This window comes from Bradyrhizobium embrapense, assembly GCF_001189235.2.
GTDB lineage: Bacteria > Pseudomonadota > Alphaproteobacteria > Rhizobiales > Xanthobacteraceae > Bradyrhizobium > Bradyrhizobium embrapense.
Genome location: NZ_LFIP02000003.1, coordinates 106,017 through 119,252 on the forward strand (window position 1 = coordinate 106,017; position 13,236 = coordinate 119,252).

The following is a 13,236-nucleotide window of genomic DNA, read 5'->3' on the forward strand; positions in this document are numbered from 1 at the left end:
TGCAACGGAATAACGGGCCGCTGCTGCGGCCCTTCTTCAATAGGTGATGGTCATGACCACCGTGTCCGTATAGGTGCCGGTGCTCGGTGCGGTGCCGGTAGCGGGAACGGTGCCGTAAATGTTGATCGTCTGCGCCGATCCGTTACCGGTGCCGAGAAAGCAGCCGTTCGTGGTCGTGCAGGCGGTGCTGCTGGTAGCCGTGGTCCAAGGGTTGGTATGGGCTGAATCAGTATAGAGATCGTAGTTGATAAAATTCCCGGCATTCGCCATCCGCCGCTGGCTGCCGGACACATTTGCTCCGTTGTCCATGGCGATGGAGTACGGACTGCCATTGGTGCAGGTGACCGAGACGGTTGTGCTGCCCGACTGCAAGGTGGTCGCGAGCGTTGTGCCGGACACGCTCCCGAAATTGAGCGTCGCAGCGTTGATTGTGCAAGACGCGGTGATGGTGATCTGAACGGTCAAATTTGCGGTCGATGTGCCGGCCTGGGCGGACGTTTGATAACCGGATGCCACGGCAACGAAGAGTGCGAACGCTCCCGTTCGCGCAGCCTGTCCCATTCGTCGCTTCAGCAAAGGTCCGCGGTCGTCGCGGATGCGAATCGTTCGACAAGGAGCGAAAACCCGGCGGGCCGCTCTCCTAGTCAGCCGGCAAACGTCTTCGGTATCTTCCAATGAATTCGTTTTCATCGCCAATTGTGCCCGGACACGCAGGCCATCGTCGTCAAACAAAAAATCAAAATTGAGTAAATTTTGAATGAGCGAAAGCTTCGCCGGGCCTGATCGAACTATCGACAACTATGGCCCCATCAAAAACTATAATGGTCGGCAAAGTCGGCCGGCGGATTCAGAGCTTGGGGCTCAGTCCGCCACCCTCTGAACTCGCTGGTGGGCCCGGCAGGACTCGAACCTGCAACCAGACCGTTATGAGCGGCCGGAAAAGGGATGCTGCCGTTGATTTTTCAGCATTTTTTGTGATGTTTGGCCGCGTTTATCGCTCTTGGAGGGATCGTTTCTGGTGCGAAACTGGTGCGGTTGGCTTAGCCTGCGACCCCGACCGCTGAACGGCTTGGCTCGTGGGTTCGACTTCCACTCTCTCAGCCATCTGCGCGATTTTGTGCGATCTCGTACGCTCGATCGCTCCGCCGCTGGTCCACAGCGAAAGCTGAGGTTGGAGCTGCGAAGCATGGCAGGGGGTGGCCAGCCTGGACTCCGCGAGGGCCGGATGCCTCCTAGGCGCACGCGCTTTCATGCTAGTGCTTCCGGTATTTGCCAATGGTCAGGCCGATGGTGGCGGTTCTCGATGGATCGACCCTTATTGGCTTGTTTCCAATTTCACAGCAAAGTTTCGGCCGTCGACGGTGGTCAGCCGGATCGTGGCGTTCTGCGAAGCAGGGGGAAGCGCCGATTCCAGCGGCAATCGGATCACGGCCTTGGCCCCCATGCGCGCGACGAGTCCGTGCGGGCCTGGAATGATCTGGTTGTAGGCAAACTCGTTTTCGATGTGGTCCCGGGACAGGGCAGCGAGAGCTGCCGCGTCCCACTGGGCCAGGGCCTTGCCTGAGCCATCCTCCAGCTTTGCTTCGACGATGTATACTGGCGCTTCGGGTGTGCCGGCATCGAGGTAAGCACGGACCTTCACCGCGTTTCCGTTGATGGTCGCCCCGTCCAGGCTGAAATGGGTTACAGACGGGCTTACTGGGCCTGGGTGGAAGGGCGTCAGCACGGCACCCCGATAATGACTGTAAAGCCCGACGATGAAGATGGTGGCGATGAGGAACAGCGAGACGGCCAGCCCGTGGTATCCGCGTTCCGAGAGCGGCAGCGGCAGGCTTCCGCTGTTCCACCGAAACCATCCGCGTGCTGCGAGTTGCGGATGATGCCTCAGCAGTAGATTGTCGAGCGAATAGGCACTGCTGCCGTTGAGCATGAGGGCGCAGGACATGGCGATGTTGCAGGCTGCCATGGTCCATCCCTCGAGACATACGGCTCCTATCCAGCCGAACATCACCATCAACAGCACCGAGAAGCCAAGCGCGCCGACAGCGGCGATGCGCGTCATGAAGCCGGCAATAAGCATGATGCCGGCGAGCAGTTCGCCGACACTGAACAGTATAATCGCCGGATAAAGAATATCGAAATGCCTGAGCATGAAGGCGATGATTTGGTCCGTGCCGAAAAGTGCGCCGGGCATTGCGTCTTGCAGCTTGTTCGCCATCCACTCGTGACCACTGGGATCGAGCTTCTCGGGGTCATAGATGAAACGACGCGATCCCCCACCCCAGTAAATGAAACCCTCGACGACTCTCACCGTCAGCAGGCCGAGAGCGGCTCCCCGCCAGTTGGTCTCATCCAAGGCCTCGATGGAGACGCTGCGGCGCGTCGGGTGTTCCGTCGCGGCCGCCACGCTTGCGCTGGTCGTCATCGCGCTTCCCCCAAAGGTCATTCCCGTCCGCATCCTAGTCCATAATTTGGCCTCATGCTAATCTAGTAACCGAGTCACGGGTGCCTGCCGCGTCAGTGGCGCTCGCGCGAACGGTCTGGAGCGACTTCCTTGCGATATTCGCCAGGCGACAAGCCGTATCGGCGCTTGAATGCCTTTCCGAAGGCCGAGAGATCGGAATATCCGCAATCGAATGCGATCAGGCCTACCGGCCGCCAGGCGTGAGTTTCGATGAGTGTGTGCGCGCGCGTCAGCCGGATCTCCCGCAACAGGGCTCCGACATGCGTGGACCGATCGGCGAATAATCGGTAGAGATGCGCTCGTGAACATCCTATCGCCGCCGCGATCTTGGCTGCAGTCAGTTCGTGGTGCGAAGCATGTGCTTCGATATAGCGTCTTGCTGCCGCGAAGAAATATTCACCGACTTCATTCTCCTCGTGGACGCTCCGCGCAACGGACGAGAGCACGGCAACCGCCAGCGAGGTCGTTGCGTGCATCGCCGCTGCGGCCTCCGCCCCGTCCAGGCCGGCGCAATAACGTGACATGGTCTCGAATTGGGCAAGCAGAATCGGTGTCAGGCCGTTCCTGGGTAACTCGACAACGGCCCCGTCAAGCAGCGTGGAACTGCGGCCGAGCAAGCTCATGACGAGCGGGCGGGGAAGAGCGACCAGGGCGAGTTCGTATCTGGTGGAGGACACTACGAGGGGGCGGTCACAGTCCAACAAGATCAACCCACGGTTGCAGTCCAGATCCGTCGTGCGCCCATCATGGCTGACGTTGAAGGAGCCTAAGCGAACGTGTCCCACAAGCACAAAGCCGCTTTGACGCCTGCCAAAGCTGCAAACGATCGGATCGCCCCTGACATGGAAGAACGCGACACCATCGCGATCCCTGCAGCACAACAACTCGCTGCGGAAATCGCTCCCGCCGCTTGTCTCCGGCCGCGAGATGTCACAGCAGACAAACAGGTCACGCCAGTAATCCAGCCGATCGGCGACCGGCACCGAAGATGTGGTGAGCCTGGCGAACGATGTGGGACGGCGGCTACCGATCGCCGTGAATCGTAGCTCATCGCTCCCTGCGCCCGACTGCATTCCAACCGCTCAACTTCCAAATTCCGGATGCTGCGGGCGACGTTTGACCGCAGCACGAGCCTGGATGGCTAACAAAACGCGAGGACCCGCGCTGTGCCCAACGTCTCAATTGCGGGTTCCATGGATATTTATTTGCTGCTCGAACCGGCACGCCGCGAATCGAACAACAGGTTGGCAACGACCGTCGCGCATTCGATTTCGTGGTTGCCCAACCAGGCGGCGATCTTGAGCCCGCTCTGCAAGATGCTGGCAGTCACGCAAGCGCAAGGCTGTCACGTCACTGGCGCCGTTAGCTGTGTCCGCGACGGGCGAATCTGTGCATCGCACCGACCAAGGCATTCGAGCGGGCGCTCTCCCTTAGCCATGCCTGCGATTTCCCGCGCAGCTCTCCCGGCGTCAGTCCGAACTTGCGGCGGAACGCCCGCACAAAGGTGGAGTCGCTGCTGAAATGAAGATCGATCGCGAGGTCGAGTAACCGCGTTTTCTGTCCGTCGGGCTCAGCCAATCGCCTCATGGCGAGATTTAGCCGTTGATCCTGGACGTAACCCGCAAGGCCCCCTTCCGGCTTGAACATCCGATAAAGGCTGGCGCGCGAAATGCCGAAGCGATCGCAAAGGTCTTCGGCAATCAGCGGCTGACTCTCAAGATGGGTTTCGATATAGCGCTTGATCATGGCGAGGAATAGCCGGCGGTCCGTCCGCTCGACATCACCCTCAGTATCCGCCACGCTTCCTATCGCGTCGGCGATAAGACCGCCGATTGCGTCAATCAAAACGGTGGGATCACCCTCTTCATTCTCAGCGCAGCGCCAAATGTCGGCATACAGACGCGCCAAAGGCGACGTCGTGCGCCGATCGTATCGATACAGCAACCCCGTCGCGGAATCCGGGTGGGCAAGGCGCGGCGACAAAACCGATCGCGGTACGACCAATGCCCGCACGCGGCAGCGACGATTGGCACCCTCGACCAGAACGATCCGGCTCGATTGCGCCATATCGACCAGGAAAATGTCGCCAGCCCGCAGCGTCAATTCGAGGCGGTCCGAGCTGAAAACCATTTCTCCTTCGGTGCATTCGGCGATTTGATAGACGTTCACGCCACCGAGGGCGACGTGCGCAGCCGTGCGCTCGTAGCGTACCCCGGTTGTAGCGGAGTCGCTCAGCAACACGCCCCCGGTGACCCTCGGCAGCCAGATCGATCGCGCGGATACCTCGAAATCACCCTCGGAAGTGAGCGGGATGATCTCGGAAATGCCCTTCGTTCGCGCGCGCAATTGCTCCAACACGTCCGCACCGCGCCCTTGGAGTATCGACCGCATTTCCTCGAATCCGGATTCAACCTATGCCTGTAACGGTCGCGAAATGCCCTTGCAAGCGATCTTTGAGCGAATGCGATCACAATGCGAAGAGCAGCTGAAAACTCGAAACCTGACGCGAGGGCCGCGCTCGGTTGCCGTTGTGTTGCGACCTCAACAGTCATTCCTCGAATTCGCGCGTGAGGTACTGGGTACATAGACGGCAGCGGCGGAGCCGTATTTTCGCAAAATTCGAGGACCGGGCTTTGCGGTTTCTGAACCATCGTCAACGATTGCAAACCGAACTGCGCTACAGAGACGAAATGCCCAAATTTCGGAGACGGATGAACTAACGGGTGCCCGTGATGCCGTGAAAATCTCCCGACCATGACCCGCGTCGGGAGAGAAGACATGAACGAACTAAATGGATTGAGGGGATTGAGCGGTTATGACCTCGTCTATGCGGTCAGCCAGAGGACGATAAACAATCAGCTGGAGCTGTTATCGGCTCTCTCCGTTCTGCCGACCTCGTGGACGGCCGCCGATCCAGAAGGGTTCTGGGCTATCGACCTTAAAGTCGGGGCTCCGGCCGTCAACGCGGTCACCGGCAATGCCGGTGCAAGAGCGCTCAACGTCACCTTTCCCTTCACCGGGGGAACGATGACCTATTCGAGCCTCGGGCGCGATGGCGGCGGCAAGCCCTCGGTCGTCAAGAATACGATCCCGATGGCAGGATGGGGGCTCAAGGTCTCGGTGAATATGAGTCTTGCGGAGATCGCCCAGGCGGACATCGCGGCACACAAGCTCATTCCCGACGCCGTGAAGCGGCAGCTGACTGCTTTCACAGTCGACATGTACGACATCAGGCACCTGTTCCTCGACTTCGAGGACGCGGATCTGATCCTCGATAGCTACGAGTTCGTTCCGGCTGCCGGGGTCAAGATAGCCGATCTCGTCTCGCCGAATGTGATCACCCAGCTCCGGGCGGTCGTACAGAGCGTGATCGAGACCCTGCGCGGATCGAACAACCCGTTCATCCTTGGATACACGGCCACAAACAAGAAGGCGCCGACGGTGGACGCGATGTTCATACCGACCGGATCCAGCTACTCCATCTTCGCGGACGGCTCGGATCCTGGCCGGAGCAGTCTTAACTTCCTGTCGGAAACGAAGGGTCGTCCGGTTCCAACCGATGCCAGGTCGGGTCTCTTCGACGCCAATTGGCTCAATTCGGATCAGGTCCAAGGCGCCTATGTGATTGCCCAGCGCCTTGTGATGGGGCTGCTGGTACCGCCGGTGGCGCAGCTCTTCGGGTTTCAGCCGCAGAATTTCAAACAGTCCGGCAATAGCGTCACCGCGTCGGGGCCGGACCAATCCGGCAGGTTCACCACCATCACCTTTGTGCCGGTTGCGGGTGCGCCGAAATATTCCTGCCAGATCCGCGTGGCGTTTCGGGTCGATGCCGACGACATGGCTGGAAGCAACATCGGATATGCGGATGTCCAGATGTTCTGGAACGCCGACTTCGTCTTTGGCTTTGATCGTGCAGACAACCTGACCCTCAACGTCGAGAACAGCACGACAAGCCATCAGGTCCAGGAGCATCCCAACGCACTCGGGGAATTTGAGGGTGTACTCGCCATGATCGCGGATGCGGCCTTGTCGGCGATTACGAACAACTCCGTGAATGGCGTCTTTGAGCAAATGGCCAACCAGGCCTGGCCCAAAGTCATTTCGGCGCCGCTCGAGGCCAGCGGGATGAACCTGAAGTCACGCATCGTTCTCGCGGCCGGCTCCGAATTCCTTTTCAAAGACATCGCTGCGACGGAGCAAGGCCATCTCAAGTTGACGACAACGATCCGAAACTGAGCCCGGCCGGCAACGCTCCCTGGCACGATCCCGAAAGCCTCAATCTCTCCAGGAGAGAACGATGATCAACGTCAGCCTCCGCTCTGAAATCATGAAAGACTACATACCCGGAAGCGAGATTTCCGGTGACCGGGACATTGCCGCGGCGATGCAGAAGGACGGCACGCTCCTGCTGTTTTCCGTTGGCGTCAACGAGCACGTCTACATGCTCACCAAGGCGCCGGGATCGAGCACGGGGTGGGAACGGACCGACCTCAGTGCCGATCTGCCGGCGGGGCTCCGCACACTGCATCTGTGCGCGGCGCAGGCGGTTGACGGTTCGCCGATCCTGGCGATCGCAACCGCACCGCAATCGGGCGACCAGCGGACGGTCTATGTCGCCACGGACTTCACCCCCACGCCGAGGCCGAAGCGCTGGAGCCCGCGAGGCTCGCGCAGCGGCGTCGAGATCACCGCAATGACAACCGGCTCCACCGCCGACGGCCGGCCGGTGGTAGCCGTGGCGACCGTCGACGGGCAACGACGGCTGTCGACCTTCTTCCTCCATCCCGACCCGAAGGGAGGGGACACCATTTGGAAGGAGGTCCCTCTGCCGCTCAACGGCAGCGGTGTCGTTGATATGGCGATCGGCCATAACGCCAAGCTCGAGGCCGGCATACCGGGGCTCGAGGGCCTAATCTACACGCTGCTTCGCATTGATGATGCCACGACGCGCGTGATCGTGACGTCTTTCCCCGATTTCAGCATCTACAATCATGCCGTGCCGGTCACCATCAGTCCGACCGCCCTTGCGGCCATCGGCCTGCCCTCGGGCGATACACAGTTGTTTCTTGGCACCGACAGCCTTTACGGGCTCAGCCCGGACCAGCAGATGACGCAGGATGCGGCGGACGTGTCGGAAGCGTCCACCAGGATTGCGTCCATGGGGCCGGACGCCTCGGCGCTTGCGATGGCGGCCGGACGCCATCCCGACGGCCGACTGGAAATCTGGTGGCTGACCAGCAACGGCATTCTGTCCTTTGTCGAAGAGAAGCCTGCCGGGGGCTGGGGGCATCCGATCGCACTGCAAAAGCAGATCGGGGAAATGACGGCGTGGCGCAATCCCGTGAGCGGCGAGATCGATCTGTTCACCGTCGATGAGGACCACTCCCTCACTCACCTCGCGCAGGATAAGACGACGACGCTATGGTCGGCGCGATCGATCCTGTTGCCGGTCGATGCGCACGATCTGACCAAGACCGTGGAGTGCGATGCCTATACAACCCAGATCACGCTCAACGATGCGGATGGCTTCCCGCTCGCCAATCAGACCGTCAAGATCTCCGCTTCGTCGCTAAGCCTCGTCTCCATCGACGGCTCGCACTACTTCGTCGACCAATCCGGCCAGGCCGCCACGGTCGAGACAAACGCTCTCGGCATGCTCAGCGTCGCGACGGTGGCAAAGGGTCTCGCGACCCCAAGGATCCGGATCGCCGGCGATTTCATCAAGGAGGCGATCGACTTCGACCCCAAGGCGGTGGTGGGAAACCGACTGAAAAAAATCACTGCCGACGATTTGAAGGGGGCAACCATCACGCGGGGCAAAAAGCAGCTACCCCTGATTCCCTCGCATCAATCGGGCAAGCTTGACGACGCAGCCAAGTCCCTGCAGCAACTCGTCAAGGTGCAAACCCGCCTGTCGCAGCCCGGCAAAGCGGATGACGTCACTGTCGACGTCGGCGACGCCGGCCCGCAGGCATATGACATCCAACCGCTCAACAGCGCCGTGGCGACCCCTCTCGACGTTTCGCATCTGCAGAACGGGGTTGTTCTGACGCTTCGGACCGCCGCCGCCGCGCCGGGCCGCCTGGGCGCACCGGAGGGTATTTTCGACACGATCGATCACGCTTTCGGCGATGCATGGCAAGCCGTGACGAACGGCCTGTTCGACGTCGAGATGATCGTGATCGAGAAGGTCGATGACGGGCTGCGGATCGTCATCCACGGGTTGAAGAGCGCGTACTCGGCCGTGGTGAAATTCGCCGAGCAGGTCTGGAGCGTGATCGAATGGGTGTTTCACGAGATCGGCGCCCTGATCGACGAGCTGATCATGTGGCTGAGCTTCCTGTTCGACTGGGACGACATCCTCAACACCCATGAGGTGATGCGGACGATGGCCCAGCTCAGTCTCAAGCAGATGGAGGTTTCCGCTTCCACGGCCGCCACGGAGGTCGCCACCGCGCTGGATGTCCTTAGGGCGAAAGTCGTCGGCCAAAAACTCAGTCTGCCGGCGGGCGGCGTGTCTCATATGACCATCGCGGCCGTGGCTAAGACCGGCAACGGCGGAGATTTCACACGTGATCCGAAAACGAGCTGGATCATCGGGAAGCTGAACCGGCACACACTTGGCCGGGCGAGCGCGACGTATTCCGACCTGCCGCCGGACTCGATCACGGGTTTGCTCAAGGGCGTCGGTGAAGACGAGATCAAAGCCATCCAGGCGGCCTTCGAGGACGTCGCCAGCGATATTGTCAAAAACATCAGGAATTTCAATCTGGAAGAAATCTTCCAGCGCATGGTCGCCGCTTTCACGGGCGCGGTAATCGAGACGGCCAAGAACATCGTCGTCGCCATCTGCGACGTCACCGCGCTCGCGGTCAAAGCGGTCTCTGCCATCCTGAACGCCCATATCGACATTCCGGTGATTACCTGGATCTACGAGAATATCGTCGCGCGAGGGAGCAAACTGACGATCTTGGATGCCAGTTGCCTGATCGCGGCGATACCCGCGACGATAGCCTGCAAGTTGGCGCCCGGGTTCAAGAGAGCCCCGTTTTCGGGCGCACAGGCGGATGCACTCTCCCAGGCGGGGTCACTGGACGCCTTCGAGGCGACCCTCCGCGCTCAGTTCGGGTCTGCTCCCCGTGCTTCGTTTGGTCTGCAGGCGCAAGCATCCTCCTCTGGCTCTTTGCCGTGGGAAGCCACAGTAACCTTGTCGTATATCGCAGCAGCAGGTCGGTTTTTAACGGCCGTGTTGACTGGCCTTTCGCCGTTTGCTGGGGACTTCAGCAAATTCGTGAAACTCTTCTTAGCCGGACTGAAACTGTTTACCTGTGCCATCTCCTTTGTGACCACCCTGACCGCTCTTGCAAAGAATGAAATCGTCAGCGTCATAGAGCGTCTGGTGCTCGTGGATATTATGTTTCTGGCTTTTCTCTCTCTACAGTCAGCTACTGCTTCAGCCGAGCAGCAGGATGGACTAAGTGTTGTGGCATCTGTGCTTGGAGAGATTGGTGCCGTGGCGGTTTCGGTCAACTTCATCATCGCGAGCGTCCTTGAAAAGGGCGAGGGTGAAACGGACCGTGGACTCAAGTTTGGGATGATGTTCTCAAGCTTTTTCGCCACTCGCGTGGCGCCACTGCCTGCCTTCAAGGACAATACGCCGATGCTACGGGCATATTTTTACATCGCAAAGTCGGTGCAAGTCTTTCTCTTGTTGTCTTCCACGGCCCTCAATGTAGCGCGATCGTATCTCTCAACAAAAGCCGAGGTTCCGTATGTCGACGTATAAGGTTAGCCTATCCTATCCGCGCTACGGATAGGTCGAGCCTCTAACGGAGCTTTTTTATGAGAATTCAAGTTTATAGCATGCAACCGAAGCGTGCGCCGGGTTTTCGCTGGTCCCGCATCAGATCGGCCGCCGCCGCGCTTGCCCTCGCATGGCTCACGCTCTCTCCCGCATCGGCCGACGAGAGGGAAGGCAATGGCGGCCTCAAGATCGATATCCCGGCGAACATCAAGGAAGCGAAGATCGTCCTGAATGTCAGCCATCCCGCCTTTGAAGGCGATGAGCCGGCCGCACTCTCTTTCCTGCGCGTCATGACCGCCCACTTCCAAAAGGACGGCGTCAAGGCCCATATCGTCGCGGTCTTCCACGGTGCCTCCGGCTATATGGTTCTCAACGACGCCGTCTATGGTCGCGTGCGAAATTGGCCGGACGGCAATCCCTACAAGAAGCAAATCGCCGAACTTCAGGCGCTTGGCGTGCAGTTCGAGGAATGCGGAAAGACCATGATGGATAATCACTGGGTGAACAGCGACATGCTGCCCGGTGTGAAGATCAACGCCGGGGCGAACTTTCGTGTCGTCGAACTTGTCCAGCAGGGTTACGTGCAGTTGCAGCCTTAGCGTGAGATCGAAATGCCATCGCGGCTGTGTCCGCGCAGCGTCCGCGTTGCGATGCGGATGGCGGAAATCGCGATGCTCGATAACCAGCTGTGCTCACCTGACCCGCGCGTCCACAAAGTAGACGAGGCACGACTCGGGCGGCCGGCAAGTAGGCCGCAAGGGGGCGTTGCGACTTAGTGGAATGAGTGGCTGTGGATCGGCGCCACTTTCGGCTCGGGAAAAAGAGCATTTGCCGTAGCCCGACTGGTGGGTTTCAATCTCGAAAGATCGAAAATGCTTTATCTTTCGATGAGGATTGGCTGACACTCTCTCCGCCGCGAAAAAAGCTCCCACGGACGAGCGCCTGCTGAGTTTGATAGTCGTCAGCTTAGGCCGTAGCGGCAATCCAATCCCAGCGAAACTGCATTTTTCTATCGACGCAGCGGCAATACCGAATCGAAGTTGTTACGGTTTCCGTCGATCTTCCTTTCTCGCTTGGCGATCTTCTCCACGGCGTCCGAGAGATAATCCGGGTGATGATGGCCGTAGGTATTGAGCAGAACGTCAAGCGACATGCCTAGGTAGCCCGCAGCCTGCCATGGATCGGCACCACGCTGCATCAGCCAGGTCGCTGCCGTATGCCGGAGAGTATGAGGCGAGATGCCCACGCCGAGACCTGCGAGTCGCACGGCAGTTTTGAAGGCCGTCTTCACTGAGGTAACGGATTTTCCATTGAACTCCACAAAGTGTTTTGCGTGATGATCGATCTGGTGCCAACGCCTGAGATGCGCGAGCAGGCGCGGCGGGATCGGCACCGGTGGTTGCCGCTTGTTGGTTTTGGCATCGCCCTGGCGGCGCCGGTAGTATATGCCACGATCCAGGTCGACAAACGCCCGGCCGACTGCCGGCATGGACGAAGCTGCGGCGATAGCGCCGGCTCGAGATCCGCTATAGACGCCGATCAAGATGAACCGCGCCAGATGCCGCAAGGGTCGCTTTTCAGTCGCAACTTTCTGGCCTTTCAGTGGTCCCCGTGACATTTTCTGCATCTCACGGTATCGCCAACACGTCCAGATCAGCTTCGCGGCATCGGATCGTGTCAGCCACTTGTCGCGAGGCTCACCCTTTGCGGGCAAGGTGATCTTAACAATCCCTCGGTGATAGCCTTCCGCAGAATGATGATTGATTGCCGCGCGCAGATCCTCGAGATCGCGCCTTGAGCCGCCTTTATTACCACGCTCCTTCGCATATCGACGACACTGCTCGCCATCGACTTCGGCAAGCATTTTTGCGCCCCACCAGTCGTTCAGTCGCCCGATTCGCTTCTTGAATTTGCGTATGCCTGGAATGGTATCGTCGTCATCTTCCGTGACCTTGAACCGATCGCGAAGCTTGGCAAGTTCGGCATCGAGATAGATCGAGAGCACATCTCCGATCGGGATCGATTCAATGTCCTGGGCCTTGCGCTTGGGAGTGTATTTCGACGCAATATAGTCCTTCAGCTTTTGCTCCGCGGCCGTAATTTCATCTGAAGCGCAGCCTGTGCTGATATCCCTGCCGCCATCTCGGATGATCCAGGTTGCCCTATGGGTAATCCTGCCGGCTTTGTCTCGTCGGGCAGCTTTGAGTTGGAGCCTGGCTCCCTTGCTTTGACGCGGCATAATTCCCTCATTCTCTCAATATGAGAGAGAGTTGTGTAGTCCTTGCCCGCAATGCGCTCGATGATAAGCCTTCCGCGAGCGCTCTCTCGGCGCAGCCCCGAAGCGGTCATTGAACCGTCGGGAAATGCCATGGCCGCTGCTACCGAAAGGCGGAGCGGATCGTGCGGGCCAACGCTTTCCTGGCGCTTTGACAGGTCGATCATGTTATCGAAATCGCGCTCTGCGATGCAATAGATATGATCGGGTCTTACGCGAGTGGCTTCGTCGCGGCCTTATTCGTCTGAAGAGTGTGCTTGTCCTGAACTGTTTGGTGGATACGGGGATTGATGATGAGTGGCTGTGTTGATCACGACCAAAGCTCGGCTCGGTGCAGACGCTCTTGAAAGTCTTTCCAGATCTGCCGGACGTCTCGAGATCATCAGTGCCCATCGGCACATACAATCAACTCCCGGACACCAGCTCAATTGCGACAAGCGGCTGTTTGGGCCGGGATGGGCGGGCGCGAAGAATGTCTGGAGCGGGCGGGCCAACGTCATCCTAAGTGCGGATATCGTTCACTTCTGCGGTACGGCGTCTTCGCGCTCCTCCGTCCAATAAGGTTTGACTGTTTGAGGCTTTGCTACCGGCATTGACGCAAGTCAGGCGAGGCGGGGTCAATGGCTTCGTTTCTGAGTCAATGTCCGCAAGGCAGCCGGTAGGCCTCACGGGTCGCGTTGATTCGCCGGTTGG

The 13,236-nt window shown here is 59.4% G+C and carries 8 protein-coding genes; 3 read left to right on the forward strand and 5 right to left on the reverse strand.

The features are described 5' to 3' along the window. Positions 1–36 precede the first annotated feature (36 nt). The 4 genes from AKN83_RS14660 to AKN83_RS14675 form a co-directional block, all read right to left on the reverse strand. Positions 37–798: a Csu type fimbrial protein gene (locus tag AKN83_RS14660; protein WP_157113389.1), complete on the reverse strand. Its 762-nt coding sequence runs from the start codon at positions 796–798 to the stop codon at positions 37–39. 517 nt (positions 799–1,315) lie between these two features. Beyond that, the gene (locus AKN83_RS14665; protein WP_050401042.1) at positions 1,316–2,425 is read right to left on the reverse strand and encodes a TQO small subunit DoxD; all 1,110 of its coding nucleotides are present in this window, start codon (positions 2,423–2,425) and stop codon (positions 1,316–1,318) included. 92 nt (positions 2,426–2,517) lie between these two features. Beyond that, positions 2,518–3,537, reverse strand: a complete 1,020-nt coding sequence (locus tag AKN83_RS14670) for a helix-turn-helix transcriptional regulator (protein WP_050401041.1) — start codon at positions 3,535–3,537, stop codon at positions 2,518–2,520. A 289-nt stretch (positions 3,538–3,826) separates the two neighbouring features. Next, positions 3,827–4,855 carry an AraC family transcriptional regulator gene (locus AKN83_RS14675; protein WP_050401040.1) on the reverse strand — a complete coding sequence of 343 codons (1,029 nt, stop codon included), beginning with the start codon at positions 4,853–4,855 and terminating at the stop codon, positions 3,827–3,829. Positions 4,856–5,242: 387 nt separating this feature from the next. Between AKN83_RS14675 and AKN83_RS14680 the strand changes: the two genes are divergently transcribed. From AKN83_RS14680 to AKN83_RS14690, 3 genes are all read left to right on the forward strand, one after another. Next, positions 5,243–6,700 (forward strand): hypothetical protein, encoded by a 1,458-nt coding sequence (locus tag AKN83_RS14680; protein ID WP_157113390.1) that lies wholly within the window; start codon positions 5,243–5,245, stop codon positions 6,698–6,700. Positions 6,701–6,761: 61 nt separating this feature from the next. Then, positions 6,762–10,250, forward strand: coding sequence for an Ig-like domain-containing protein (locus AKN83_RS14685; RefSeq protein WP_050401038.1), 3,489 nt, complete (start codon positions 6,762–6,764; stop codon positions 10,248–10,250). Between the two features lie 56 nt (positions 10,251–10,306). Beyond that, on the forward strand, positions 10,307–10,867 hold the full coding sequence (locus tag AKN83_RS14690; RefSeq protein ID WP_083992071.1) for a DsrE family protein: 561 nt from the start codon (positions 10,307–10,309) through the stop codon (positions 10,865–10,867). Between the two features lie 410 nt (positions 10,868–11,277). On the opposite strand, the gene AKN83_RS14695 is transcribed toward AKN83_RS14690, so the two are convergent. Next, on the reverse strand, positions 11,278–12,507 hold the full coding sequence (locus tag AKN83_RS14695; RefSeq protein WP_050401036.1) for a site-specific integrase: 1,230 nt from the start codon (positions 12,505–12,507) through the stop codon (positions 11,278–11,280). Positions 12,508–13,236: the final 729 nt, after the last annotated feature.

What these genes read in the sequence shown, in the direction of transcription:
- AKN83_RS14665 (WP_050401042.1), bottom strand. Translation starts at nt 2,425, where the DNA reads ATGACGACCAGCGCAAGCGTGGCGGCCGCGACGGAACACCCGACGCGC.
- AKN83_RS14670 (WP_050401041.1), bottom strand. Translation starts at nt 3,537, where the DNA reads ATGCAGTCGGGCGCAGGGAGCGATGAGCTACGATTCACGGCGATCGGT.
- AKN83_RS14675 (WP_050401040.1), bottom strand. Translation starts at nt 4,855, where the DNA reads ATGCGGTCGATACTCCAAGGGCGCGGTGCGGACGTGTTGGAGCAATTG.
- AKN83_RS14680 (WP_157113390.1), top strand. Translation starts at nt 5,243, where the DNA reads ATGAACGAACTAAATGGATTGAGGGGATTGAGCGGTTATGACCTCGTC.
- AKN83_RS14685 (WP_050401038.1), top strand. Translation starts at nt 6,762, where the DNA reads ATGATCAACGTCAGCCTCCGCTCTGAAATCATGAAAGACTACATACCC.
- AKN83_RS14690 (WP_083992071.1), top strand. Translation starts at nt 10,307, where the DNA reads ATGAGAATTCAAGTTTATAGCATGCAACCGAAGCGTGCGCCGGGTTTT.
- AKN83_RS14695 (WP_050401036.1), bottom strand. Translation starts at nt 12,507, where the DNA reads ATGCCGCGTCAAAGCAAGGGAGCCAGGCTCCAACTCAAAGCTGCCCGA.